Consider the following 25,701-nt stretch of genomic DNA (forward strand, 5'->3'; position numbering starts at 1 on the left):
CACCACCCGGTACCCGCCCACCGGTGACCGTATGCCGTCGAGGTTGCCGGACGGCGACGAGTGGTGAACGACCGATGAACAGTTAGGTCGTGTCCCGGTCATCCGGTGCTCATTCGGTCTTTCCCTGCTGGTCGCCCGCGTAGCATCGTTGCCGTGGACCCCACGCTGGCTGCGGTGCTGGGCGGCGTCATCGGCGCGGCCCTGGCCCTGCTTTCGCTCGGTGCGATGATGCTTTCGGAGCGGGCCCAGCGCAAGATCCCGGAGTCCCCGGAGCCCGCCGTACCGTCGGGTGTCGCCACGGTGCTGTCGGTACTGCGGTCCTCGGCGGTCGTGATGGGACCCGAGGACCAGGTGCTGCAGGCCAGCGCCCCGGCGCACGTGCTCGGCATCGTCCGCGGTGAGCGGCTCGTGGTCGACGACATCCTGACCATGGTCCGCCAGGTCCGCCGCGACGGGGAGATCCGCCAGCAGGACCTGGAGATCGTCCGGGGCCGGCTCGGCGCCACGCAGTACGTCAGTGCCCGGGTGGCGCCGCTGGGCAGCCAGCTGGTGCTCGTGCTGGTCGAGGACCGCACCCGGGAACGCCGCCTGGACGCCATCCGGCGGGACTTCACCGTCAACATCAGTCACGAGCTGAAGACCCCGGTCGGCGCGCTGATCCTGCTCGCCGACGCGGTCTCGGAGGCCTCCGACGACCCGGAGGTGGTGCAGCGGTTCTCGGACCGGATGCGGGTCGAGGCGTCCCGGCTGAGCCGGCTGGTCAAGGAGATCATCGAGCTGTCCCGGCTGCAGGGCGACGACCCGCTGGAGAACCCCGGCCCGGTCGACATCAACGGGGTCATCGAGACCGCGGTGGACCGCTGCCAGATCGACGCCGAGGACCGGGACATCAAGATTGTGGTGAAGACCGAGCCCGAGCTCGAGGTGCTGGGCAGCGAGGACCAGTTGGCGATGGCGATCGGCAACCTGGTCGAGAACGCCATCAACTACAGCCCGGACGGCACCCGGGTCGCGGTCGCCGCGCACCCGATCGGCGACCTGGTCGAGATCACCGTGTCCGACCAGGGCGTGGGCATCCCGAGCAGCGACCTGGAACGCGTCTTCGAGCGCTTCTACCGGGTCGACCGGGCCCGCAGCCGCGAGACCGGCGGCACCGGTCTCGGCCTCTCGATCGTCAAGCACATCGCCTCGATCCACGGTGGCGACGTGCGGGTCTGGAGTGTCGAGGGCCAAGGTTCCACCTTCACCGTGAGACTCCCGTTGCGGCTCGAACCCGCACCGGGCCAGACCGACTCCCCCAGCCAGGAGGAGACGGCCGTACCCCTGACGCCTACCCCGTCAGGTCAGATCGCAAAGGAGACAGCTTCGTGACCCGAGTGCTGGTCGTCGAAGACGAAGAGAGCTACAGCGACGCGCTGTCGTACGTGCTGCGCAAGGAAGGGTTCGAGGTCGCCGTCGCGGAGACCGGGCCGGATGCGCTGGACGAGTACGACCGCGCCGGTGCGGACATCGTCCTGCTCGACCTGATGCTGCCGGGTCTGTCCGGCACGGAGGTCTGCCGGGCGCTCCGCAGCCGGGGCAACGTCCCGGTGATCATCGTCAGCGCCAAGGACACCGAGGTCGACAAGGTCGTCGGGCTCGAGCTCGGCGCGGACGACTACGTGACCAAGCCGTACAGCCCGCGGGAGCTGCTGGCCCGTGTCCGCGCCGTACTGCGTCGCGGTCAGGACGTCGAGCTGCTGCCGGACACGCTCGAGGCCGGCCCGGTCCGGATGGACGTCGAGCGGCATGTGGTGACGGTGTCCGGGACCGAGATCCGGCTGCCGCTGAAGGAGTTCGAGCTGCTCGAGATGCTGCTGCGGAACACCGGCCGGGTGCTCACCCGCGGTCAGCTGATCGACCGGATCTGGGGCGCCGACTACGTGGGCGACACCAAGACCCTGGACGTGCACGTGAAGCGGCTGCGCTCGAAGCTCGAGAAAGATCCGTCGAACCCGCAGCACCTGGTCACCGTGCGTGGCCTGGGCTACAAGTTCGAGTCCTGAGTCACACCCCCCGCAGGTCGCGACGACCGGCGGGGTTAGCTTAGGCTCTCCTTAGTTGAGGCAATTGGTCTAAGGAGAGTTCACCATGTCCTGGTCCCGTACGCGGGTCGTCGGTGCGGTTACCGCCGTACTGCTCGCCACGACCACGCTGGCCGCCTGCGGCAGTGACGGCGACAAGCAGGCCGAGAGTTCGGCCGGTACGGCGTCGTCCGGGTTCCCGGTCACGCTGAAGAACACGTTCGGCGACACCACGATCACCAAGAAGCCGGAGCGGATCGTCACGCTCGGCTGGAACGCCCAGGACGTGGTCTACGCGCTCGGCGAGACCCCGGTCGGGATGCCGAAGGTCACCTACGGCCCGACCGCTGACGGCGTCACCGCGTGGGACGCGGACAAGTTCGACAAGTCGAAGACGACGTTGCTGGACACCGGCGACAAGTACCCGTTCGAGAAGATTGCGGCGCTGAAGCCGGACGTCATCCTGGCCCCGTACGAGGGCTTCGACGAGGCGACGTACAAGACGCTGAGCGGGATCGCGCCGACCGTCGCGTACCCGGGGGCGCCGTGGCAGACCACCTGGCAGGACCAGACCCTGCTGGTCGGTGAGGCGCTCGGCAAGAAGGCCGACGCGGAGAAGCTGATCACCGGGATCTCGGACAAGATCAAGCAGGTCGCCGCGGATCACCCCGAGTTCAAGGACAAGACCATCACGGTCGGCTCGTTCGGCGCCGAGAACTACGTCTACATGCCGGGTGACCCCCGCGTGCAGATCCTGAACGAGATGGGCTTCAAGAACGCGCCGGGGGTGGAGGCGCTCGAGAAGACCAACACCAAGAAGGAGTTCTCGCTGACGATCAGCAAGGAGAAGGTCGCGGACATCGACGCCGACGTGCTGGTCGCGTACGTCGACGGGATCGGGACGCAGAAGTTCCTGGCCGACCCGGTCTACTCGTCGCTGAAGGCGGTCAAGAGCGGCGGCGCGTACGCGATGCAGGACCAGCAGGTGATCTCCGGCATGAGCGCTGTGAGCGTCCTGAGCGTCCCGTGGGTCCTCGACAAGGTGCTCCCGGGCCTCTCGAAGGCAGCTTCGGCGAGCAAGAACTGAGAGCCGGTACGCCGAGCCGCGGCCACTGGCTCGCCGTACCCAAGCAGAACGGGCCGTCCCGCGCCGGGGCGGCCCGTTCTGTCGTTCGGGGAGCTACTCGGCGGCCGCCGGGGACGGCGAGTAGTGGTCGTCGGCGAGGACCGGGACGTAGGCGGAGACCGGCGCCGCGGTGCCGAAGGTGATCGTCACGTTGACCATCTGGCCGGGCTTCGCGCCGGTCACGATGATCGCCGGACCGGCCTCCTCGGCGCCCGGGGTCGGGGCCGACGGGGTCTCGGTTGCCGTCGGTGTCGTGCTCGGGGTGGTCTCGGCGGCCGGCGCCTCGGTGCCGGAGCCCGGCAGGACGAGGGCGGTGTGGGGCTCCAGTTCCAGCGGCGCGGTGAGCCCGGTGAACTTGACCTCGCCCGGCTGGTCGCCGCCGGCCTGGCCGTCGGCCGTCCCGGCCTCGGCCTGCAGGATGCTGACCAGGGTTTCCGGGGCGTCGCCGTCGTTGACGATCACGCTGTGCAGTTCACCCTTGCCGTCGGCATCGGCCAGCACCAGCATGTTGCGGACCTTGAGCTGGCCGGACTCGATGTTGGTGCCCTCGGCGGCCTGGTACGGCTGCAGGGTCGGCGCGGAGAAGCTCGCGCTGCACGCCGCCAGCGCGATACTGAGAGTGGCGGCGGCGCCCGCCAGCGCGGTACGCCGGGCGAACCGCGAGGACAACGTGATCGGCACTGGAATCCCTCTCGTGCAAGCTTTTTCGACCTGTCGCGGCACCGGGGTGCGGCGACTCCTGGCCGATTGTGGACACCGTCAGGCAGCGGCCTCCGGCGCCCCACAGCGTAGCCCTCGGGTCCGGCGAGGCGGACGCCGGGATGCCGCCGGAGCGATGTCCAGAGCAACGGTGCGCGCGCGCACGAGGCATGCGATTGAGCGTTTGTCAAGGCAGGAAATGGGCCCTGACCAGCGCAAACGCCCCGACCGGACCACCGACTGCGTGGTAGGATAGGACTCGGAAAGGGGCACGTGACATATGACTTTCACAGTCGGCGAGACGGTTGTTTACCCCAACCATGGTGCGGCCGTCATCGAGGACATCGAGACCCGTCAGATCAAAGGTGAGGACAAGACCTATCTGGTCTTGAGGATCGTCGCTCAGAACGACCTGGTCGTCCGGGTCCCCGCGTGCAACCTCGATCTTGTCGGCGTGCGTGACGTCGTGGATCAGGCTGGCCTGGAGCGCGTCTTCGACGTGCTGCGAGCTCCGCACACGGAGGAGCCGACCAACTGGTCGCGACGCTACAAGGCGAACCTGGAGAAACTGCACTCCGGTGACGTGCTGAAGGTGGCAGAGGTCGTCCGCGACCTGTGGCGCCGTGAGCGTGACCGCGGTCTGTCCGCCGGTGAGAAGCGGATGCTGGCGAAGGCTCGCCAGATTCTGGTCTCCGAGCTGGCCCTGGCCGAGCACACCAACGAGGACAAGGCGGAAGCCATCCTCGACGAGGTCCTCGCCTCCTAAAATCAGACGCAGCCTGAAGCAGTTTGCATGAGTAGCGCGGTCGTGATTCCCGCGGCCGGGCTAGGGCTGCGACTCGGTGGTGAGACCCCGAAGGCATTTCGAGAGGTCGGTGGCGACTCGTTGCTGGTCCACGCGGTGCGTGGGCTGAAGGCAGCGACCGCCGCCGACCTCGTCTGTTTCGTGGTCGCCGTGCCGCCCGGCTCCGAGGAGACGGTCGGCAAGGAGCTCACGCCGTACGTCGGGGACTCGCAGCTGCTCGTGGTGGCCGGCGGTGCGGAGCGGCCCGCTTCGGTGCGGGCGGCGCTGGACGTCGTGCCGGTCGACGGGATCGACTGCATCCTGGTCCACGACGCGGCGCGGGCGTTCGTCCCGGCCGATGCGATCGAGCGCGTGGTCGCGGCGGTGCGAGCCGGTGCCCAGGCCGTCGTACCGGTGGTGCCGGTGACGGACACGATCAAGCGGGTCGGTCCGACCGGTGATGTCGTCGACACGCCCGATCGGTCGACGCTGGTCGCCGTACAGACGCCGCAAGGGTTCGCTCCTGACGTACTGCGGCGCGCGCATGCGGCCGGTGCCGATGCGGGCGTGACCGACGACGCGATGATGTGTGAGCGGATCGGGGTGACGGTTCGGACGGTCGAAGGGTCGCCGGACGCGTTCAAGGTGACCCGGCCGCAGGACCTGCTGCTCGCCGAGGCTTTGCTGGTGGAGCGGAGGATCTCGTGAAGGTTCCACGGGTCGGCAACGGCATCGACGTACACCCGCTGGAGGAAGGCCGCCCGATGTGGCTGGCCGGCCTGCACTGGCCGGACGAGCCCGCCGGGCTGTCAGGTCATTCCGATGGTGACGCTGCTGCACACGCCATCTGTACGGCGTTGCTGACGGCCGCGAAGCTGGGTGACCTGGGATCGAACTTCGGTACTGCCGAGCCTGAGTGGGCCGGTGCCGCAGGGGTTGTACTGGTGGCTGAGGCTGCGCGCCGGGTTCGGGCCGCCGGGTTCGAGATCGGGAACGTCGCGGTGCAGATCGTGTGCAACCGCCCCCGGATCGGTGCGCGCCGCGAGGAGGCGGAGAAGGTCCTCTCCGCCGCGTGCGACGCCGAGGTATCGGTGAGCGCGGCAACAACCGACGGCCTCGGCTTCCCCGGCCGCGGCGAAGGAATCACCGCCATCGCCACCGCCCTCATCTACTGACCCACCACCCTCTTTGAGCACGCACCAACCAACTTCCGGCGCGATTTATGGTTGGTGGGGGCTCAAAGATGTCACGGGGTCCGGAGAGAAGCGGGCGGCGCGGGGGTCTAGTTCGTTGCCTTGGCGTTGGGTGAGTGGGGCGTAGAGCTCGGGGCGGCGGCCGCGGAGCCAGCGGCGGCCGGTTGCCAGGGGCACCAGTTCGAGGTCGAGATCGCCGACGACCACGGCTTCGGCGGGGACCGGGGTCTCCGCGACGATGCGCCCGTACGGGTCGAGGATCATCGCGTTTCCGGTGCGGAGCTCGTCGTCGTCCCGGCCGACACCGTTGCTGAACAGGACGAACATCCCGTTGTCATGCGCTCGCGCCGGCAACCACCGCATCAGCCATTCCCGCCCGCTCGGCCCGTTGAAGGCCGTCTCAATCTCCGTACGGTCCCCGCTGGTCCACACCTCGAGCGGGATCGGCTTCATCCCGTGCGGGCTGCGCGAGTTCGTCCCGCCGGTCTGGTGCGGCGCGATCAGCACCGTTGCACCGAGCAACGCCGTGATCCGGACGTTCTCGACCAGGTTGTTGTCCCAGCAGATCAGCACCCCGGCCCGGAACCCCCACGGCGTCTCGAACACCGTGTACGACGATCCGCTCGCGATCTCCTCGTGCTCGAACGCATGCAGCTTCCGGTGCACGTGAACGCTCCCGTCCGGCAGACAGACGGCGTATGCGTTGAACAACGTGCCGTCAGCATCCTCCAGGAACCCGACCCCGATCCCGGCCTCCAGTTCCTTGGCGAGAGCAACGACCCGACTGATCAGCGGTCCGTCCGCCGGCTCGGCCAGCTCGTGAAGTCGCTCGGGGGTATGGCGGCGGAGGTGCCAGTAGCCGAGCAGACACATTTCCGGGAGGACGACCAGCCGGGCGCCGTCGGCAACCGCCGCGCGGGCGAGTCGCTCGACGGTGGCGAGGTTGGTCGAGGGCTGGTCAGGACTCGGCTCGAACTGGACCACGGCCGCGCGGAAGGAGGTCATACGACCATCGAAACGCCGCGGCACCCATGACGTCCAATAGCGATTGGGGGAGATTCCATATCCTGAGGTTATGAATCTCCGTTTGCTTCGGGCGTTCGTCACGGTGGCCAGGCTGCGGAACTTCGGGGCCGCGGCCGCGGAGTTGTCGACCAGTCAGCCGGCGTTGACCAAGCAGATCCAGGTGCTGGAGCGCCGGGTCGGCTCGGTGCTGTTCAGCCGAGGGAGGCACGGCGCGAGGCTGACCCCGGCCGGGGAACTGTTGCTTCCTGACGCTCTGGAGTTGCTCGACCGGTCGGAAGCCTTCGAGCGACGGGCCGTTCAGGTGGCGTCCGGGACCGAAGGCTCGCTCGCGATCGGGTTCGGGTTGTCGGGGATCGAACTGGCGCCGCGGGCGGTCGCGCTGTTCAGGAGTCGGTGGCCGGGAGTGACGATCTCGCTCGAGGACATGTCGTCGGCGGTGCAGTGCGAACGCCTGCTGGCCGGGAGCCTGCAGATCGGATTCGTACGGTTACCGGTGCCGGCCGGCCTCGAGCACCTCCGGTTGCGACGGGATCGCCTCACCCTCGCCGTACCGGCCGATCAGCAGTTGCCGCGTGATCTGGTCAGCTGGATCGACTCGCGGCCGCTGGTCCGCCTGACACCGGACCGCGGGCCGGGGCTGACCGCCCAGATCAACATGCTGTACGCCGAACTTGGTTGCCACCCGCAAATACTCCAGGAGGCCGGGGACCTGCAGACCGTCCTCGCCCTGACGGCAGCCGGCGCAGGACCAGCCGTCGTACCGCAGACCGCCGAGCGCATCGCGCCACCCGAGGTCCGCCTGGTCCCCCTCCCCGGCCGTGCGGCCACCTGGTGGACCGGCACCGCCTGGGCCACCAGAACCCCTCTCACCGAACGCTTCGTAAAAGCCGCCGCCGAGGTCGCCCGCGCCGCCTAACGCTTGCGGGGTAGTGGCGGGAGTTCGTAGGAGTCCAGCCAGGCGGCGAACAGGTGGCGTAGTGCCTCCTCGTCGGGGCTGAAGGTGGTGGCCAGGGTGATGAAGTCGGCTGTCGTGACCGATCCGTGGCGGTGCGTCTTGGTCCAGGCACGGAGGAGTTCGAAGAACGGGGCATCGCCGAGGTGCTTGCGTAGCACGTGCAGGGTGATCGCGCCGCGCTTGTAGAGGCGGTCGTCGAACATCAGGTCCGGGCCGGGGTCCGACAGCATCAGGTCCTGTGGCAGGCCCTTCAACCGCGTGTGCGCCTTGGCCGCCTGCTGGTCGGCGGTGAGGCCGCGTGACTCCTCCGACCACAGCCACTCGGCGTAGCAGGCGAAGCCCTCGTTCAGCCAGATGTGCTGCCAGTTCGCCGGGGTCAGGCTGTTCCCGAACCACTGGTGCGCCAGTTCGTGCGCGACCAGCCGCTCCGACCCGTTCCGGCCGTCGACGTGGTTGCTGCCGAACACCGAGATGCCCTGCGCCTCGAGCGGGATCTCCAGCGGATCGTCGGTCACCACGACCGTGTACCCGCCGAACGGATACGGCCCGAACTGCTTGCAGAACAGCTTCATCATGTCCTGCTGGCGCCCGAAGTCGTGCCGGAACTCGCGGCTCCGCCCGGCCGGCAGCACGCCGCGGATCGCCACGGGCGAGGCCGCCAGGTCCACCTCGTCGTACCGCCCGATCTGCACGGTCGCGAGGTACGTCGCCATCGGCGCGGCCTGGTCGAACACCCACGTCGTACGGCTCGCCTTCACCCGGCGCGACACCAGCCGCCCGTTCGCGACGACCTGGTACGGCGAGTCCGTGGTGATCGAGATCCGGTAGTGCGCCTTGTCGCCGGGGTGGTCGTTGCACGGGAACCAGGTCGCCGCACCGCTCGGCTGGCTCGCGACGATCACGCCCTCGGTGAGCTCTTCCCAGCCGAGCTCGCCCCACGGGCTGTCCTCGGGCTTCGGGTTCCCGTTGTACTGGACGTCGACCGTGAACTCGGCGCCGTCCGGGATCGTCGTCGCCGGGGTGACGTGCAGCTTGCCGCCGCGATGGGCGTACCGCTGCGGCCGGCGGCCGTTCACCGACACCTTCGACACCCGGAGCCCGGACAGGTCGAGGCTGAGGCGCGAGAGCGCCTGGGTGGCGAACGCGGTGATCGTCGCCTTGCCGGTCAGCCGGTTGCTGCTGACCCGGTAGTCCAGGTCCAGCTCGTACGACTCGACCTTGTAGTCGGTGCTTCCATGGCTGGGCACATACGGGTCAACCATCAGCCCTGCCAGGGACCGATCGGGTTCCCGGCCCAGCGCGTACCCGCCGGAACACCTTCACCACGCATCACGAGAGACACCGGCCCGATGGTAGCTCCTGCTCCTACCTCGGCCGCCGGGAGGACGATGCCGTGCGGGCCGAGAGTTGCCCCGGCCCCGAAGGTGACTGTGTTCATGGAGAGAACTCGATCATGAAATAGGTGCGTTTGCAGCACACAACCGCGATTCACCGTGGCACCGTCGCCCAGGGTGACCAGATCGGCCTCCGGCAACCAGTACGTCTCGCACCAGACGCCCTTGCCGATCTTCGCTCCGAGTGATCGCAGCCAGAGCGTGAGGACCGGCGTACCGGCGGCGGCGTTCGCGAACCACGGCGCGGCGACCAGCTCCACGAAGCTGTCGACCACCTCGTTGCGCCAGACGAACGAGCTCCACAGTGGATACTCGACGGCTCGCGTGCGGCCCACGATGACCCATTTGGCGACCGTCGCCATCCCGCCCGCGACCGCGCCGGCCGCGAGGATGACCGCGCCGGACAGCAGCATCGTCCACCACGGACCGAGCCACAGGTCGAGCGCCTGCAGTGCGAACAGCACGCCGAGGGCGATCAGCACCGTGCACATCATCGGGACGAACCGGCACAGCTCGACCAGCGCACGGGCGACCTTCAGCTTGTACGGCGGGTTGAACGTGCGGCTCTGATCACCCGAGACGGCCTGCCGGCGGAGTTTCACGGGCGGCGAACCGAGCCACGACGTACCGGCCTTGGACTTCTTCGGGGCCGCGGACAGCACCGCGACCAGGCCGTTCTTCGGGACGCTCCGCCCGGGCGCCGTCATCCCGGAGTTGCCGAGGAACGCGCGCTTGCCGACCTTCGCGCCGGCCACGTGCAGCCAGCCGCCGCCGAGCTCGTACGACGCGATCATCGTGTCGTCGGCCAGAAACGCGCCCTCGCCGACGGTGGTCATCTTCGGCAGCAGCAGGACCGTCGACGCCTCCACGTCACGACCGATCTTCGCGCCCAGCGCACGCAGCCACCACGGGGTCAGCAGGCTCGCGTACAGCGGGAACAGCAGGGTGCGCGCGGAGTCGAGCAGCCGCTCGGTCGCCCAGACCTGCCACCCGATCCGGCTCCGGACGGGGTAGTGGCCGGGCTTGATCCCGATGCCGAGGAGCCGTACGCCGATCAGTGTGAGGACCGCGATCGTGGCGAACCCGACCAGCGTCATCAACGGGACCGCGGCCAGCGCGTGCAGCGCCGCGTCCGGCAATGTCTGGGTGCCGCGCACCGCGTATCCCAGGACGACGAACGCCGCGGCCGCCCCGGCGACCGGGACCAGGGACATGAGCGCGGACTGGGCGCCGTACGCCGCAACCCACCACGGGGCGCGCGCGGGACGGTGGTCCGGCCACGGGTGCCGTGCGCGACCGATCCTGGCTGCGGGGGAGCCTGACCAGCGCTCGTTCTCGGGGACACGGCCGGAGACGGCCGAGCCGGCCATGATCTCGGCGCTCCGGCCGATCTCCGCGCCGGGGAGCAGCGTGCTGCGGGAGCCGACGACCGCGTCGGGTCCGACGGAGATCTGTCCGACGTGCAACCGGTCGCCGTCGATCCAGTAGCCGGCCAGGTCGACCTCGGGCTCGATCGAGGCACCGCGGCCCATCGTGAGCAGGCCGGTCACCGGCGGCAGCGTGTGCAGGTCGACGCCGCGGCCGACCTTCGCGCCGAGCGCGCGGGCGTAGTACGCGATCCAGGGTGCGCCCGCCAGGTTGGCGGCGCCGGCCGCGTCGGCGAGGTTCTCCGCGGCCCACAGCCGGACGTGGACGCTGCCGCCGCGCGGGTACGTGCCCGGTTTCAGGCCGCGCAGCAGGATCCGGGCGCCGACGACCGCGATGCCCATCCGGCCCGCCGGGCTGATCAGGATCAGCCAGCCGGCCAGGATCCACCACCAGGACACGGTCCGCGCCCACGGGAGCGGTTCGATCAGGGCGGCGAGGAGATTGTTCAGCGTGAACACGTAGACCAGCCAGCGGACGCCGACGACGGTCTGCAGGATCAGCGTCAGCGCGGTCTGCAGGAGTTGCGTGCTCTTCGGCGTCGGCCGGATCTCCCGGAGCTCGACCGGCTCAAGGGCCGCGGGCTTGAAGTCGTCGAGCCGCTCGGCGAGCGCGCCGAGCCGCGGGTACTCGTAGATGTCGCCGACCGTGACGTCCGGGAACCGCTCGCGGAGCACGGAAACCAGCTGGGCCGCGGCGAGGCTGCCGCCGCCGTGCAGGAAGAAGTCGTTGTCGGGTCCGGTGACCTTGGCGCCGAGGATCTTCGTCCAGCGTTCCGCCAGCCAGCCCGCAGTGCCGTCCAGCTCGGCGGCCGGTCCGTCGCTGTCCATCCCGGGCAGCGGCCAGGGGAGCGCGTTGCGGTCGACCTTGCCGGAGGTCCGGGTCGGCAGCGTGTCGACGATCGCCAGCAGCGGAACGAGCGCTGCGGGCAGTGCTTCACGCAGACGTTCAGTGGCCTTGGCTGTCTCGAACGCGTCCGGTTCTTCCGGCACGACGTACCCGACGAGGAGCTGATTGCCCGCGGCGCTGTTGCGTACGGCGGCCGCGGCGCCGGAGACACCGGGGAGCGCCTGCAAAGCGGCGTCGACCTCGCCGAGCTCGATCCGGCGGCCGCCGAGCTTGACCTGCTCGTCGGCGCGGCCCTGGAACAGCAGGCCCAACGGGTCGGACCGCACCAGGTCGCCACTGCGGTACGCGCGGTCCCAGCCGAGGGTCGGCATCGGGGCGAACTTCTCCGCGTCCTTGGTCGGGTCGAGGTAGCGAGCCAGGCCGACGCCGCCGATGATCAGCTCACCGATCTCACCATCGGCCACTTCGTTGCCTGTGGCATCTACAACGGCGAGGTCCCAACCGTCCAGCGGGAGACCGATCCGAACCGGGCCTTCGCCGGAGAGCTGGGCGGCGCACGCGACGACGGTGGCCTCGGTCGGCCCGTAGGTGTTCCAGACCTCGCGGCCTTCGATTGCGAGGCGCTCGGCCAGTTCCGGAGGGCAGGCCTCGCCGCCGAAGATCAGCAGCCGGACCTGGTCGAGCGCGTCCGGCGGCCAGAGCGCGGCCAGCGTCGGCACGGTCGAGACGATAGTGATGCCCTGGGCAACCAACCACGGGCCGAGGTCCATACCGGTGCGAACCAGTGACCGCGGTGCGGGCACCAGACAGGCGCCGTACCGCCAGGCGAGCCACATCTCCTCGCAGGACGCGTCGAACGCGACGGACAGGCCGGCCAGGACCCGGTCGTCTGGCCCGATCGGCTCGTCCTGCAGGAACAGGCGAGCCTCGGCGTCGACGAACGCGGCCGCCGATCGGTGCGTGACGGCGACACCTTTCGGTACGCCGGTCGAGCCCGACGTGAAGATGATCCACGCGTCGTCGGTCGGCTCGGGGCCGGTGGTGCCGCGCGGGGAGTTCGTCGTACTGGTGGCGTCCATGCGGGCCGAGTACGGGTAGTCGAAGGCGCCGTTGGCCGCGTCGTTGTCGGCCATCGGCGCCTGCTGCGGGCGGGCGAGCGTGAGCTCGAGTTCGTCGCCGACCGTGGCCGCGACGGCCGCCTCACCGAAGACGAGTTCGGCGCGCTCCTCCGGGTCGTCGGCGTCGACCGGGACGTACGCCGCGCCCGCTTGCAGGGTGCCGAGAATCGCGACGTACAGGTCGTTGTGCCCCGACGAGATCCGGATGCCGACGCGGTCGCCGGGTCCGATACCGGCCGCGGTCAACCGGCCGGCGAACTTGGTGGTCTGCACCAGCAGCTCGCGATAACTCAGACTGACGCTGCCGTCGTCGAGCGCGGGCTCGTCTGCGTAGTTGGCAGCTGTCTCCTCGAGCACATCCACCAACGTCCGCGAGGCCGTCGCCAGGTCCCCGCGTCGCAACGTCACGGGCGGATAATACGCCGCTCAGTTACGGCTTGGACAACCCGAAGCAAACACGTGGGTGCGCCCATCAACCGCTTGTTCACACCCAGGAGCTGGTCACACGGGAACGTTGATGGAGTTGTCGCGGGTCGTCGTGCGGGGCGGCTTGTTCATGTCGGCGACGGTAAGTCCGGTCGCCGGGGACCCCTCCCGAACTCAGTCCAGTACGTCGAGATCCGCCGGGACCAGCGTGGTGGTCATCAGCAGCTCCCGGAACATGTTGTCGTTCAGCGCGTTGCCGACCGGCTCGCCGACCTCCTCGCGGGTCAGCCCGGGTACGCCGTCCCGCGACAGCCGACTGCGGACGTTGGAGACCAGGTGCTCGACCCGCTTGGCAGTCCAGCCCTCCGTCGGCTGCAGCTCGGACAGCTGGTCCGCAGCCTGCCGCCAGGACAGCGGCAGCGGGTGCAGGTCGTGCAGCAGGTACCGCTGGCCGACCACGATCAACGCCAGCTTCTCAGCCGGAGACAGTCGCCAGACGCGTGGCGGGTGCGTTGACTCACGTGGCCGCGGTACGGGGCGTGCGCCACTGTCGCCGACGACGTACACCTCGAGGAGGTGCTCGCGTCCGCTGGAGCCCTGTACGAAGAGCGGTGTGTAACCAGCCGCGAGAGGTATCGGGTCCTCGCCGGCGAACAGCGCCCGCTGACGGGGGAACCGCACGGGCAGCCGCCCGGTCACTGCGACGTACCACTGGTTGCTGCGGTAGCTGATCGAGCCGTGCCTCCGGCTGACGCGCGGATCGTCCTCGCCGATGCAGACATGCACCTCGGGACGGTTCCGTCCGAACAGGATGGTCCGCTGCGGTTCGGCGTCGACGCTGACACCACCTGCGACGCTCAGCACGAAGATGGTGCCCGGCTGGGCGTCAGGCACGCCGTGCGACAGGCTGGTCTGATTCGGGGGGAGACGCTCCATCTCAGGCCTTCGGCAGCTTCGCAGCGACTGACTGACCGAGCTTCGTGGCCAGTCCGCACAGCGAGGTCAGCGTGCCGGGACCTGTTGCGATCACCGTCACCAACTCGACCGTATCGGCGTACTTCCGGAACACGATCAGCGCCGCACAGGTCCCAGTGCCGTCGTACTCACTCGATATGAACGCGGACCGGCCGGACATCGTCACCGGACGTCCGTCCGACGCGTCCAGCGGCTGGTCCCGGTCGAACCGCACGTCCACCGACAGATCGCTGGTCGTACTCTCCCAACCGCACGACCAGCCGCCGAACGACGTGTCCGGATGCTTCGCGTCCACAGCCGGGATCAGCTCCAACGCCTGGTTGTCCAACAGCGTGCAGGCGTCGAGGTGCGCCAGCGACGCGGCCGGCAACGGCTGCGCACGACGGGGGATCGGTCCGGCCTTCAGCACGCCGATCGCCTTCTGCGTAACGGCTTCCGCCATCGCGCACACGTCCATCCCGGACCCGTCGTTGTGCCGCGCCTCGACCACCACGTGCGTACCGTCCGACAGTACGAGTACACGCTCGCAGCCGCCGCCCTCAGCCCGTTCGCGGACGACCTCGTGGAGGTTGCCGGTCAGCTTCTCCACCGTGCCCTGAGGCAGTTCGTTGTCCGCCTCGTCGAGCTCTGCCCGTACGTCGACCTGCTGGCCGCCGCTGCCGTTCACCACCACGTCACACCGGTCGAAGTTCCCGTACGCCGGTTCCAGCGTCGCGTCCCCGAACTTGCTCAACGACGTCTCGTCGATCAACGCACAGGGATCCACCGTCAACGGATCACCCACCGGACCGGCGATGGTCGTCGTGGGCGTGGCCGATGGCTCGGACGGCCCCGACACCGCCCGTCCGATCAGCACACCCAGTACGGCGACCACCGCTACGCCGGCAGCCGCTGCCGGGATCACCCATCGCCTCCGCCGCGTACTTACGGGCGGGGCAGTGGGGCCGCCGAGCTCAGTTACAACCTCGGCGACGGACGGGCGGTCCCCTGGTTCTACGGCGAGCATCCGCGTGAGCAGCGGCGTCAGCTCGCCACCGCGTCGCAACGGCTCCAGTTCACCGCGTGCGGCGCGCCGCAGTACCGCCAGCGGGTTCGGGTCGTCGCCGAACGGCGAGTGGCCCTCCAGCGCCGTGTAGAGGACCGCGCCCAGCGAGAACACGTCGGAGGCGGTCGTCGGTTCGTTGCCGTTGGCTACTTCCGGTGCGAGGTGGGCCGGCGTACCGACCGTCGAGCTGTCCGTCAGCGTCGCCTCGGCCCACAGGCGTCGCGAGATGCCGAAGTCCGCGAGTTTCGCCGTACCGTCCGCAGTGACCAGGATGTTGGCCGGTTTGAGATCCCGGTGGATGATGCCCGCCGCGTGCACGGCCTGCAGCGCGGACGCGATCTGTACGCCGATCCGCGCGACCCGGTCCGGTGGCAGCTTGCCCAGTTCGTCCAAGCTCCGCGACGGCAGGTACTCCAGGACCAGCCAGTGCTCGTCCCCGTCCGTGACCACGTCGAAGATCGTCACCACGTGCGGGTCGTGCAGGCGGGCACCGGTCCGCGCCTCACGGCGCAGCCGGCGCCCGTCCGGGTCGTCCACACCGGGATGCGCGCGCTTCAGCGCGACCTCCCGGTCCAGCTGCTGGTCATGGGCACGCCAGACCGAGCCCATACCGCCCGAGCCGAGCGGTTCCCCCAACAGGTAGCGGCCCCCGATCAACCGGGCCGTCACTTCACCAGGTCCGCCGATACAGCGAAGGTGTCACAGGCCTTGTTCTCGCCGACGTTGAAGCCGTTCTGGATCCAGAAGCCCTGGCTGGTCGCCAGACCGTGCGTCCGCTCGTCCTCCGGCGTGTCAGCCGACTCACCGAAGCTGTTGCTGGACTGCTCCTTGAACTCCTGCAGGCGGTTGGTCAACGGGTACGACTTCGCCACGGCCTTGCTGAACACACCGGCGAAGCAGGACGCCTGCAACTCGTTGCGTCGCGAGCTCTCCAGCTTCTGCTCCGGGTGGTCCTGCACATAGACGGCCCGGGCGTAGAACAGCCCGGTGACGCCCTGGACGTGGTGGCCGTACTCGTGCGCGATCGTCATCAGGTACGCGAGGTCCTGCTGCGGACCGAAGGCACGGTTCATCTGCTTCACGTCGGTGTACATCACCTGGTTGCCGTAGCAGTAGAACGCCAGCACCCGCCCCGACAGCGGCGCGAAGTTGCCGCACGGCGTCTGGACCGGCGTGTCGAACACGACCAGGCCCGGGTCCGGCTTCTCCTCGCCGAGCTCCTTGAAGATCGGGCGCCACGCGTCGTTCAGACACTTGAAGAGCCGCTGGTAGTAGACCTTCTGCGACGCCAGGCTGCCGCTGCCGAGGTTGGCGGCCGGGCAGTTCTGCGCCGGCAGCGGACCTGTGCGGTACACGTCGGCGTTCAGCAGGAAGTCCTCGGCGGTGCCCTTCTCCGGGGTGGTCGTCGGCGTCGGCACGATCGACGGACCGGTCACCTTGGGCTCGGCGGTGGTCTCGGTGCTGCTGTCGGAGCCCAGGATCGCGGCAATCACGGCCACCGACACGCCGATGAAGGTCAAGAAGATGAAGCTCACCAGGACCAGGCGCAGCGCTCCGCCCCGCTTCCGCGGCGGCTGGAACCCGTTGAACTGGCCCGGACCGCCGTAGTACGGCTGGAACTGCTGGCCTGGGTACTGCTGACCGGGGTACTGCTGGCCCGGGTACGGCGTACCTTGCGGCGGACCCTGTGGGTACTGACCCTGCTGCGGCGGCCATGGCCCGGCTTGCGGCGGTGGCAGCACACCAGGCGGCGGGCCGAGTGGCCGGCCCTGCGGTGCACCCTGCGGTGGGCCGCCGTACCCGTACGGGCTGCTCAAGGTCTGGCCTCCATGTGGTCGGGTCACGCGGGTCGTATCTGGCTATGGCGAGTTCGCTGCACGAACCGGCACGAGACTACTCTCGACCCATGTCACCGAAGCGCCGCCTCCTCCCGGCTGCCCTGCTGATGTCCCTGACCGCCCCGCTGTTCGTTGCCCTGAGCACTATGGCTGCCGAGGCGGTGGCCCCGATGGCAGGGGACCAGATCACCGCGTACTCCGCGGACGCGACGCTCACCAAGGACGGTGAGCTGCAGGTCAAGGAGACGGTCGACCTGACCGCCGGCGGTACGACGTTCAGCCGCACGCTGGCCACCCGGGTCCGGTCGGACGCCGAGCGGGACCGCACGTACGAGCTGAAGGACGTGTCCGCGACGGTGAACGGACAGCCCGCCCAGGGCTTCCAGAACGACAGCACCGACGACGGCCGCAAGCTGACGCTGAACGTGTCCGGGCAGTCGAAGATCGTCTACAGCTACACAGTGGACAACGTGGTCGCCGACTCGACCGAGGGCCGCCAGGTGAGCTGGCCGATCGTGCAGGGCTTCGCCACGTCGATCCCGAAAGCCAGCCTGACCGTCAGCGTCCCGTTCGCGACCTGGGTGACCTGCTTCGCCGGCCGCACCGGTTCGAGCCTTCCGTGTACGTCGTCCCAGCTGGCCGAGTCGGCGGCGCTGCAGATCGAGCAGAACGGCGTACCTGCCGGCGGCCGGGTGACGTTCCTGACCGGGCTGAGCGACCAGGCGACCGTGCAGGCCAACGCGCAGTTCTCCACCCGCTGGACGCTCGGGAGGGCGTTCACGGTCGACAAGACCACCGTCGGGCTCGCAGTCCTCGTGTTCGGGCTCGGACTGCTCGGTGCGGTCGGCCTGTGGTTCTTCCGCGGCCGGGATGCCGCGAAGGTCGGTGCGGGCGCGCCGGAGCGTCCGGTGCTCGACGGCTCCGACGGTCCGCAGTTCGCCGCTCCGGACGGCATTCGGCCCGGCCAGGTCGGCACCGTGGTGGACGAGACGGCCGACGTCGTCGACATCACCGCGACCCTGCTGGACCTTGCTGTGCGCAACTACCTGACGATCGTCGAGCAGCCGCGCGAGTCGCACTTCGGCAGGCTCGACTGGGAGCTGCAGCGGTTGCACCCGGGCGGTCCGGAGCTGCTGGCCTACGAGAAGGCTCTGCTGGACGCGGTGTTCGCTGACGGCGACTCGGTGCTGGTCTCCGCGCTCGGCCCGTCGCTGCGCCCGCGGCTCAACCTGGTCCGCGAGCAGCTGTACGCCGACGTCGTCACGCAGGGCTGGTTCAACAACCGCCCGGACGCGGTGCGGAACCGGTGGACCACCGCCGGCGTGGTGCTGCTCGGTGCAGGCGTCGTACTGACCATCGTGCTTGCGATCGTCAGCAAGTTCGCTCTGGTCGGCTTCGCGGTCATGGCAGCCGGTCTGGTGCTCGCACTCGTCGGGCAGGCCGCACCGGCCCGCACTGCGCGCGGTGCCGCCGTACTGGGCCGGGTGGCCGGTCTGCAGCACTACCTGGCCAACGAGACCTCGGCCGACCTGCCGCAGAGCCACCGGCTCGAGTTCGCGTCCCGCTGCCTGCCGTACGCCGCTGTGCTCGGGCTGACCGAGAAGTGGGCGCTGGAGATCGCAGCGACCGATGACGACGACGACCCCGACGCCGGCATCGGCTGGTACTCCGGTCCGGAGAACTGGCACCTGTCCGACATCGGCGAATCGCTCAGCAACTTCGTCACATCATTCGGCGGCTCCCTAACCACCGCCCGCCGCCTCTTCGGCTGACGGAGTGGCTCGCCCTTCCACGGTCGAGCGCCGGTACAAGGACAGGCTGGCCCGCATGGGACCGCCTCACGCAACGGGACGGATAACCCCTCGCGTGCAGGGTTCTCCCCTCATACAGCAGTAGAGAACCCCCGACGCGAGGGGATAACCGCCGGTCCTCTGCCTGAGCTGGTGTCCGAGGTGCTCGAGGGCCGCGTGTGTGGTGGCGTGGTGACCGGAGACAGGAGCTCGTGACTCGAGACAGGCAATAGCAGGTCCCGACCCGCCACTGCCTGTCTCACGACCTAGTTCACTCGGACGTCGGCTGCGGTGAAGGTGTTGCAGGAGTCGGGCTTCTTGTTGTTGTAGCCGGTGATCGACCACTGGTAGTTGCTGACCCGGTTGCCGTGGTCGTGGACCCGCGGCCGCGCGTAGTCGTCACCCGAGTGCGAGATCAGGAACTTCCAGTTGTTCAGCAGCACGCCGTTCATCGGGAGGTACGTCGCGTTCGCGCCGAGGTAGACCGCGCCGAGACAGGTCGCCTGCAGCTCGCGGCGGCGGCTCTCGGTCAGCTTCTGGTTCGGCGTCATGCTCTGCTGCCGGGACATCGACGAGGCGAGGATCCCGCTCAGCTTCTGGATGTGGTGGCCGTACTCGTGCGCGAACGTGTTGAGCATGATCGCGCGCGTGTAGACCGGGTTGGAAACGTAGTAGCGGTTGTCGACGGTGAACGGCAGGTAGATCGTCTCGTTCGCACCGCAGTACGCCGCCCGCACGCTGCGCTGCATGCCGCAGGGCGAGGGCACCTTGCCGACGTACACGACCGCCTTCGGGTTGCGGAACGGCAGGCTCGCCTTCTTCATCGCCAGCCACCACGTGCGGTTCAGGCAGGGCAGCAGACGGTTGTAGTACTGCTGCGCTGCCGCGACGGTGACCGGTGCGAACGGCGGCTCCGCGCACTTCGACGCGGCGAGCGGGCCGATCGTGTAGAGCCGGCTGCCCTTCACGACCTCGTCGACCGTCGGGCCACGCGGCGTCGACGGGGACGGGGAGGTGGACGGGCTCTCCGAGGGAGACGCGGACTCCGAGGTCGAGGTGGTCGGGGTCGTCTTCGCCTCGGGCTTGTCGCCGCCGAGACCGCGGATCAGCAACGTGACGCCGGAGCCGACCACGAGGACCGCCAGCACCACCAGGCCGATCAGGAGAGTGCGGGAGATCTTCTTCTTGCGCCGGCGCCGGCCGCCCGGTGGCTGCGGGATCGGGATCGGCGGGTACTGCCAGGTGGGCGCCTGCTGGACAGGCTGACCCATCGGACCGATCTGACCGCCGGGACCGCTCTGGGGGGCGGCGTGGCGGGCGCCGGTCTGTTGCTGCGGCGGGAGCGCGTTGCTCCACGGTGAAGACTGCTGCCCCTGCTGTTGACCCTGCTCTTGGTCCTGTCCGCCTTGCGGGCCCCACAGGTACGAGCCCTCCGAGCGCGGACCGGTCTGCTGCTCGCGGGGCTGCTGCTGCGAAGGAGACGCCTGCCAGGCGCTCGACTCGGACTGCCCCGTAGCCGAGCCCTGGCCGGCACCGGTCTGCAGAGTCCACGACTCAGTACCCCACTCAGGAGCATTCGGCTGGGGCTGGTTGGGCTGGGAAGGCCCAGACGAGCTCGCACCCGACTGCGGGCTCTGACCGGACTGAGGCCCCTGCGGACCGGACTGCTGCGGGGGACCCGACTGCCACGGGCTGGGGGTGGTGGCGCCGGGCTGGGGTGCCGGTGGGCCGGACTGCCAAGAGCCAGGCTGGTTCCCACCGGACTGCGGCGGACCAGGCTGATTCGGCCGCTGCTGTCCCGGACCAGACTGTCCCGGACCGGGTCGGTTCGGGCCGGGTTGGTTCGGGCCGGGTTGGTTCGGGCGTGGTTGGGCGGGGCCGGATTGCGACGGGCCTGGCTGGTTCGGCCCTGGTCGACCAGGGCCGGGTTGGTTCGGGCCTGGCTGTGACGGACCTGATTGTGGCCAGCCGGACTGCGGCGGACCCGACCGCGAAGGCCCGGGCTGGTTCGGGCCCGACTGTGACGGACCTGACTGTGGCCGACCGGACTGCGAAGGCCCGGGTTGGTTGGGGCCTGATTGTGACGGACCTGACTGTGGCCAGCCGGACTGCGGGGGCCCCGACTGCCGAGGCCCGGGCTGGTTCGGCCCGGGTTGGGGGCGACCGGGTTGGCCGGGGGCGGGCTGGTCGGGGTGTTCTCGGCGGTTGGGGTCCCAGCCGCCGTCGAACCAGCTGCTGGCGGGCTGGTCGGACTGGGCCGGGTTGCTGAACTCCCGCTTGGCGTCGGAGTCGCCGGTCCACCACGTGGCCGGCTGACCCTCTCCAGGGTTCTGCTCCCCAGGACCACGAGGGCCGGCCTCGTTGTCCCGTGCTCCGAACCAACCACCACTACCGGGTCCTTGGCCTGCGGGCGGCTGGCCGGGAACGGGCTCCTGCGGGCGGTCCGGCTGATCGTCAGCCGGGTCGCTCCCCGGGGGCTGGTTCCTGTTGTCCGACATCGATGCTCCTCACGACCTTGCTGGGTATTGCTCTGCAGCTCGTTGGTGGGGCGCCGAAGCCGCCTCCCCCTACATATCCTCCGCGACATACTTTGCGCGATACGGACCCACCAGGCTAGCTACCCCGGCCAGTCGTTTCGAAGTAGACCAGTGACGGCCCTCACTGCACCTTCGCGGCAGACGCTGCGAACGTGTTGCAGACGCTCGGGTTGCGGGCGTTGTACCCGCGGGTGGCCCAGTACTGGTGGTTGTTCGCGTCGCCGTGGTCGTTCGCGTTGTCGGTGACGTGCCCGATCAGCCAGCGCCACTGGAACAGCGACTGCCCGGTGATCGGGTAGCTCCGCCGGTTCGCGCCGATGAAGATGTCCGAGAAGCAGGACGCCTGCAGCTCCAGCCGCCGGCTGTCCTGCAGTTCCATCGCGTAGTTCGGCCGCTCGTACCGGATCCGCGAGTACGCCTGCAGGATCCCCATGTTGTTCTGGATGTGGTGCCCGTACTCGTGCGCGAACTGGTGCAGCATCCACATCCGCGCCCACACCTTCTGGTAGGCCTGCGGGTAGCGGTTGTAGTTGCCGATGTCCTCGGTGAGGTTCATGTAGATGGTGTCGGTGGTCCCGCAGAAGAACGGCGGCCCGGAGTCGCTGTGGGTCCCGCACGGCGTCGTGACCGTACCGCTGAAGATCCGCACGGTCGGCGCCCGGAACCGCCCACCGGCCTTGGCCACGAGCGGCGCCCAGGCCCTGTTCAGGCAGCCCACCAGGTTCTTGTAGTTGGCCCGTGCGCCGGCCACCGTGCTCTGCCGCGCCTTGGACTCCTTGCAGTTCACCGACGCCATCGCACCGGCCTTGTACAGCCGGTTCCGCACCACGAGATCGGTGTCGGTCGGACCCGGCTTGGTCGTCGGCTTGGCGGTAGCGGTCGCGGTTGACCGGGTCGCCGTCGGCCGCGTCGCCTGCGTGGTCGGCTGGGTGGTGGGCGCGGTCGTCGGCACGTTGGTCGGCTGGCCGGACGGTTCCTTCGTCGGCTGGTTCGTCGGGCTGTACGACGTGGTGGTCGTCGGACTCGCGTACGACGGGTCGCCGTCACCCTTCAGCGCCGCCGAGACGATCTTCAGCGCCATGACGCCGATCACGAGCACACCGAGCAGCACCAGCGCGGCGATCAGTCCGCCGCGCCCCTTCTTCGGTGGCTTCGGTCCACCAGGTGGAGCGCCCCACCCGAACTGCGGCTGCCCAGGCCCCGGCATCGGCTGGCCCTGGAACGAGTGCCCGTGGAAAGGCTGGCCCGGCCCCGGCCCCTGATAAGGAGGACCACCACCAGGAGGCGGTCCGTAGGGCGGACCAGAAGGCGGTCCGGAAGGCGGGCCTGACGGCGGTCCGGTGGGCGGGCCCTGGGGTGGGCCAGGCGGGCGACCAGGAGGCTGCTGGCCGCCGTACCCCTGCCCCTGCTGCCAGGGCGGAGGTGGCTGCTGCGGCGGGTACTGCTGCCCGGGAGGAGGACCCCATTGGTTGCCTGACACACCCGGGACGCTACCGGAGCCAGGGCTCAACTTACCCGGGCAGGTGACGCCGACCAGGTGTTGCAGCTGGCCGGATTACGGCTCTGGAAGGCTGCGCGGCTCCAGGCCCCGTGGTTGGTGGTGCTGCCGTGATCCCGCGGGTACGGCGGGCGGTCGCCGCTGTTGTTCACGTCGTACAGCCACATCTGGTACGCGTAGCCGGTGATGCCGTAACTGTTGCGGTTGGCACCCAGGAACACGTTGCCGAGACATGAGGCCTGCAGTTCGAGCCGGCGACTCAGCTGCAACGCCCCGGCGGCAGAAGCGTCGTACCGGAGCTTCGTGTAGGCCTCACCGAGCCCGGTCATCCACTGCACCGCGTGCGCGTACTCGTGGGCCATGGTGAAGGTGCCGACCATCCGGCCGAACGTCGGGTTCTGCTTGTAGAACGAGATGATCGACGGAGACTCCATATAGATGGTGTGCGTCGTCGGGCAGTAGAACGAGCGCCCGACGCCGCCACCGCACGGTGTGGTCACCGAGCCGCCCCAGACGACCAGACCGGGTGACCGGAACCGGCCGCCGGATACGGCGACCTGCGTCGGCCAGGCCCGGTCCAGGCAGGCCTTGATCGCCTTGAAGTACGCCAGCGACTGCGAGCCGTTGCCGAGACCGGTCCTGGCCTGCTTGCAGTTCACGGTCCGCATCACGCCGGTCTTGTAGAGCCGGTGGGTCGCGTTGTACGTCGCCGGGTTCACGGTCTGCACCGGCTTCGGCGGGGTGACCTTCGCGGTCGTCGTGGTCGTCCGCGGAGCAGCAGTCGTCGGGGGAGGCGGCGGCACGCTGCTCGGAGCCCTGGTCGGCTCAGAGGTCGCTGACTCCGTGGCGACCGGTGCGGCCACGGCAGGTCCGTCGCCGCCGCCCTGGGTGAGCTTCACGGCCAGGAACACGCCACCGGCCGCGACCACCGCCAGCACTGCGACGACGAGCAGCGCCGTACCGCCGGACTTCTTCCGCGGCGGCTGAGGCGGCATCGGACCCCACCCGTACTGCGGGCCGGGCGACGGCGGAGGAGCGTAGTACTGCGGGGGCCCCGAGAACTGCTGACAGTACTGCGGAGGCGGGGGCCCACCCTGGTAACCCTGCTGCGGCGGCGGACCGAATTGTCCGGGTCCCGGTCCCCATTGGTTGCCTGACACTCCCCAGACGCTATCGTGCCCCGTGTCAACCTGACCCTCTCTTTACGGTGTGATTGGGCGATGCGTCTACGTCTCCTCGGGCTATCCCTGTGTGCCCTCGGCCTGCTCGGCCTCTCGACTGTCCCAGCCGGTGCGGCCGGCGCGGACGCAACCAGTGCCGCCGCCGACCCGGTGGTGACCAACTACGACAGTCAGGTCCGGGTCGAACGTGACGGCCTGCTCCGGGTCGCTGAGACCTGGAAGCTCAGCAACGTGAACGGGACCTTCACCCGGTTCATCGTCACGCGGGACCACCTGCCGGACGACATCGACCACGTCCAGGAGATCGGCGACCTGCAGGTCAAGGCCGGCGGTCAGGACAAGAAGGCCGATGTGAAGGTCGAGGGCGACGTCACGTCGATCGCCGTACCGGACGTCAGCGGCGGTACGACGCAACTCGACGTCACCTACACCGTGAAGGGCGCGGTCGCGAAGACCCTGGACGGCACCGAGGTGCGGTTCGCCCCGCTGACCGGGATCAACCTCCCGATCCAGACCGCGAACATCGTCTTCAGCGTCCCCGAGGTCTCGCACGTCGCCTGCTTCGCGGGCCCGATCGACAGCAACATCCCGTGTTCGCTCGCGCAGGTCGGCGAGACCTCCGGCCCGACCTTCCAGCAGACCGCGCTGCCGCCGGGCAACACGGTCAAGATGGCGGTCGGCTTCCCGAAGGGCCAGATCGCGGACAACTCGATCATCGAGTACCGGCACACCTTCAAGCGCGCCTTCTCCACCGACGCGGCCCAGCTGATCACCGCGCTGGCGGTGCTGCTGCTCGGCGCGATCGCGCTGTTCGCGCTGTACCGGCTGCGCGGCCGGGACCAGGTCGACCCGCGGCGCGTCGTCCCGGCGTCGCTGTTCAGCCTCGGCACCGACACGCGGATCGACTTCACGCCGCCGTCGGACCTGCGGCCCGGTGAGGTCGGCACGCTGATCGACGAGCGGATCGACCCGGTCGACGTGACCGCGACGATCATCGACCTGGCCGTCCGCGGTCACATCCAGATCGTCGAGCTCGAGCACAGCACCGAGTTCGCGCGGCCGGACTGGGAACTGCGCCGGGTCTCCAACGCCCCGGCGGAGGAGCTGCAGCGGTACGAGAACGTCCTGATCCGCGCGATCTTCGGCGACTCCGACTCGGTGCTGGTCTCCGAGCTCGGCAAGCAGGTCCGGGCGAACCTGGCCCAGGTCCAGGACGCCCTGTACGACGGTGTGGTCAAGCGCGGCTGGTTCACCGAGCGCCCGGACCGCACTCGGTCGCTGTGGGCAACGATCGGCATCGCGACCACCGTGGTCGGTGTCATCGCGACCGTCCTGCTGGCTCTGCTGTCGACGTGGGGTCTGCTCGGCCTCGCGATCACGCTGGTCGGTGTCGGCCTGCTCGTGGTCGGCCGCTACATGCCGGCCAAGGCTCCGGCCGCCGGCCGCGTCCTCGGCCAGGTCGCCGCGATCCGCGGTGAGTTGCTGGAGATGGACGTCAGCGAGCTGCCGACCGACCAGCACGCCGAGCTCTGCTCGCGCGCTCTGCCGTACGCCGTCGTACTCGGCGGCTCGGAGCGCTGGATCGACGCACTGGTCGCGACCGACTCCACGCCGGACCAGGAGGACGACGGCTTCACCTGGTACCGCGGCCCGAGCGGCTGGCACCTGCAGTACCTGCCGGACTCCCTCCGCAACCTCACCACCAACCTGACGGGTGCGCTGTTCGCCCGCTGAGGTCAAGAGAACAGAGCCCGCCACGCCGCCCCGGCGTGGCGGGCT

General features: G+C 69.4%; 19 protein-coding genes. 9 read left to right on the forward strand and 10 right to left on the reverse strand.

The features are described 5' to 3' along the window. The first annotated feature begins 153 nt into the window (after positions 1–153). The 3 genes from OHB24_RS16510 to OHB24_RS16520 all read left to right on the forward strand — a co-directional run bounded on the left by OHB24_RS16510 (position 154) and on the right by OHB24_RS16520 (position 3,150). Positions 154–1,371 (forward strand): sensor histidine kinase, encoded by a 1,218-nt coding sequence (locus OHB24_RS16510; protein ID WP_327639909.1) that lies wholly within the window; start codon positions 154–156, stop codon positions 1,369–1,371. Then, complete coding sequence (locus tag OHB24_RS16515; RefSeq protein ID WP_133787236.1) at positions 1,368–2,045, forward strand: response regulator transcription factor; 678 nt, start codon at positions 1,368–1,370, stop codon at positions 2,043–2,045. Before OHB24_RS16510 ends, OHB24_RS16515 begins: the two co-directional genes overlap by 4 nt. Before the next feature lie 85 nt (positions 2,046–2,130). Beyond that, complete coding sequence (locus OHB24_RS16520) at positions 2,131–3,150, forward strand: iron-siderophore ABC transporter substrate-binding protein (protein ID WP_327639910.1); 1,020 nt, start codon at positions 2,131–2,133, stop codon at positions 3,148–3,150. Positions 3,151–3,243: 93 nt separating this feature from the next. Here the strand turns inward: OHB24_RS16520 and OHB24_RS16525 are convergent, their stop codons facing one another. Further along, positions 3,244–3,870 (reverse strand): hypothetical protein, encoded by a 627-nt coding sequence (locus OHB24_RS16525; protein WP_327639911.1) that lies wholly within the window; start codon positions 3,868–3,870, stop codon positions 3,244–3,246. A gap of 298 nt (positions 3,871–4,168) precedes the next feature. Here OHB24_RS16525 and OHB24_RS16530 point away from each other — a divergent pair, with 298 nt between their 5' ends. From OHB24_RS16530 to ispF, 3 genes are read left to right on the forward strand one after another with little or no spacing between them, the layout of a single operon-like run. Continuing rightward, positions 4,169–4,654 carry a CarD family transcriptional regulator gene (locus OHB24_RS16530; RefSeq protein ID WP_130446326.1) on the forward strand — a complete coding sequence of 162 codons (486 nt, stop codon included), beginning with the start codon at positions 4,169–4,171 and terminating at the stop codon, positions 4,652–4,654. A 27-nt stretch (positions 4,655–4,681) separates the two neighbouring features. Further along, entirely contained in the window at positions 4,682–5,380 is a 699-nt protein-coding gene (ispD, locus tag OHB24_RS16535; RefSeq protein WP_327639912.1) for a 2-C-methyl-D-erythritol 4-phosphate cytidylyltransferase, read from the forward strand. Then, a complete protein-coding gene (gene ispF / locus OHB24_RS16540) occupies positions 5,377–5,847 on the forward strand; it encodes a 2-C-methyl-D-erythritol 2,4-cyclodiphosphate synthase (RefSeq protein WP_327639913.1) in 471 nt (156 codons plus the stop codon). Before ispD ends, ispF begins: the two co-directional genes overlap by 4 nt. 45 nt (positions 5,848–5,892) lie before the next feature. Here ispF and OHB24_RS16545 read toward each other — a convergent pair whose 3' ends face one another. Beyond that, positions 5,893–6,870 carry a nitrilase family protein gene (locus OHB24_RS16545; RefSeq protein WP_327639914.1) on the reverse strand — a complete coding sequence of 326 codons (978 nt, stop codon included), beginning with the start codon at positions 6,868–6,870 and terminating at the stop codon, positions 5,893–5,895. 70 nt (positions 6,871–6,940) lie between these two features. On the opposite strand from OHB24_RS16545, the gene OHB24_RS16550 reads away from it, so the two are divergent. Beyond that, complete coding sequence (locus OHB24_RS16550) at positions 6,941–7,807, forward strand: LysR family transcriptional regulator (protein WP_327639915.1); 867 nt, start codon at positions 6,941–6,943, stop codon at positions 7,805–7,807. Here the strand turns inward: OHB24_RS16550 and OHB24_RS16555 are convergent. From OHB24_RS16555 to OHB24_RS16575, 5 genes are all read right to left on the reverse strand, one after another. Beyond that, entirely contained in the window at positions 7,804–9,108 is a 1,305-nt protein-coding gene (locus OHB24_RS16555) for a M1 family metallopeptidase (protein ID WP_327639916.1), read from the reverse strand. The two genes, OHB24_RS16550 and OHB24_RS16555, sit on opposite strands and share 4 nt — an antisense overlap. Beyond that, positions 9,108–13,040, reverse strand: a complete 3,933-nt coding sequence (locus tag OHB24_RS16560; RefSeq protein ID WP_327639917.1) for a Pls/PosA family non-ribosomal peptide synthetase — start codon at positions 13,038–13,040, stop codon at positions 9,108–9,110. The genes OHB24_RS16555 and OHB24_RS16560 overlap by 1 nt, the downstream gene beginning before the upstream one ends. A 192-nt stretch (positions 13,041–13,232) precedes the next feature. Then, on the reverse strand, positions 13,233–13,994 hold the full coding sequence (locus OHB24_RS16565; RefSeq protein WP_327639918.1) for an FHA domain-containing protein: 762 nt from the start codon (positions 13,992–13,994) through the stop codon (positions 13,233–13,235). Position 13,995: 1 nt separating this feature from the next. Beyond that, the gene (locus OHB24_RS16570) at positions 13,996–15,747 is read right to left on the reverse strand and encodes a serine/threonine-protein kinase (protein ID WP_327639919.1); all 1,752 of its coding nucleotides are present in this window, start codon (positions 15,745–15,747) and stop codon (positions 13,996–13,998) included. Next, entirely contained in the window at positions 15,744–16,895 is a 1,152-nt protein-coding gene (locus tag OHB24_RS16575) for a neutral zinc metallopeptidase (RefSeq protein WP_327639920.1), read from the reverse strand. Before OHB24_RS16575 ends, OHB24_RS16570 begins: the two co-directional genes overlap by 4 nt. 89 nt (positions 16,896–16,984) lie before the next feature. Here OHB24_RS16575 and OHB24_RS16580 point away from each other — a divergent pair, with 89 nt between their 5' ends. Continuing rightward, positions 16,985–18,688: a DUF2207 domain-containing protein gene (locus OHB24_RS16580; RefSeq protein WP_327639921.1), complete on the forward strand. Its 1,704-nt coding sequence runs from the start codon at positions 16,985–16,987 to the stop codon at positions 18,686–18,688. Between the two features lie 284 nt (positions 18,689–18,972). On the opposite strand, the gene OHB24_RS16585 is transcribed toward OHB24_RS16580, so the two are convergent. The 3 genes from OHB24_RS16585 to OHB24_RS16595 form a co-directional block, all read right to left on the reverse strand. Further along, a complete protein-coding gene (locus OHB24_RS16585) occupies positions 18,973–19,977 on the reverse strand; it encodes a neutral zinc metallopeptidase (protein ID WP_327639922.1) in 1,005 nt (334 codons plus the stop codon). Positions 19,978–21,364: 1,387 nt separating this feature from the next. After that, positions 21,365–22,450, reverse strand: a complete 1,086-nt coding sequence (locus tag OHB24_RS16590) for a neutral zinc metallopeptidase (protein WP_327639923.1) — start codon at positions 22,448–22,450, stop codon at positions 21,365–21,367. A gap of 299 nt (positions 22,451–22,749) precedes the next feature. Further along, positions 22,750–23,736: a neutral zinc metallopeptidase gene (locus tag OHB24_RS16595; RefSeq protein ID WP_327639924.1), complete on the reverse strand. Its 987-nt coding sequence runs from the start codon at positions 23,734–23,736 to the stop codon at positions 22,750–22,752. A gap of 225 nt (positions 23,737–23,961) precedes the next feature. Here OHB24_RS16595 and OHB24_RS16600 point away from each other — a divergent pair, with 225 nt between their 5' ends. Then, positions 23,962–25,656, forward strand: coding sequence for a DUF2207 domain-containing protein (locus OHB24_RS16600; protein ID WP_327639925.1), 1,695 nt, complete (start codon positions 23,962–23,964; stop codon positions 25,654–25,656). Positions 25,657–25,701: the final 45 nt, after the last annotated feature.

Origin of the sequence: Kribbella sp. NBC_00482, from assembly GCF_036013725.1 — a bacterium.
Taxonomy (GTDB): domain Bacteria; phylum Actinomycetota; class Actinomycetes; order Propionibacteriales; family Kribbellaceae; genus Kribbella.

Coding starts and splice junctions, on each gene's coding strand:
- OHB24_RS16520 (WP_327639910.1), top strand. CDS start 2,131: ATGTCCTGGTCCCGTACGCGGGTCGTCGGTGCGGTTACCGCCGTACTG.
- OHB24_RS16530 (WP_130446326.1), top strand. CDS start 4,169: ATGACTTTCACAGTCGGCGAGACGGTTGTTTACCCCAACCATGGTGCG.
- ispD (WP_327639912.1), top strand. CDS start 4,682: ATGAGTAGCGCGGTCGTGATTCCCGCGGCCGGGCTAGGGCTGCGACTC.
- OHB24_RS16545 (WP_327639914.1), bottom strand. CDS start 6,870: ATGACCTCCTTCCGCGCGGCCGTGGTCCAGTTCGAGCCGAGTCCTGAC.
- OHB24_RS16550 (WP_327639915.1), top strand. CDS start 6,941: ATGAATCTCCGTTTGCTTCGGGCGTTCGTCACGGTGGCCAGGCTGCGG.
- OHB24_RS16555 (WP_327639916.1), bottom strand. CDS start 9,108: ATGGTTGACCCGTATGTGCCCAGCCATGGAAGCACCGACTACAAGGTC.
- OHB24_RS16565 (WP_327639918.1), bottom strand. CDS start 13,994: ATGGAGCGTCTCCCCCCGAATCAGACCAGCCTGTCGCACGGCGTGCCT.
- OHB24_RS16580 (WP_327639921.1), top strand. CDS start 16,985: ATGTCACCGAAGCGCCGCCTCCTCCCGGCTGCCCTGCTGATGTCCCTG.
- OHB24_RS16585 (WP_327639922.1), bottom strand. CDS start 19,977: ATGGGTCAGCCTGTCCAGCAGGCGCCCACCTGGCAGTACCCGCCGATC.
- OHB24_RS16590 (WP_327639923.1), bottom strand. CDS start 22,450: ATGCCGGGGCCTGGGCAGCCGCAGTTCGGGTGGGGCGCTCCACCTGGT.
- OHB24_RS16595 (WP_327639924.1), bottom strand. CDS start 23,736: ATGCCGCCTCAGCCGCCGCGGAAGAAGTCCGGCGGTACGGCGCTGCTC.
- OHB24_RS16600 (WP_327639925.1), top strand. CDS start 23,962: ATGCGTCTACGTCTCCTCGGGCTATCCCTGTGTGCCCTCGGCCTGCTC.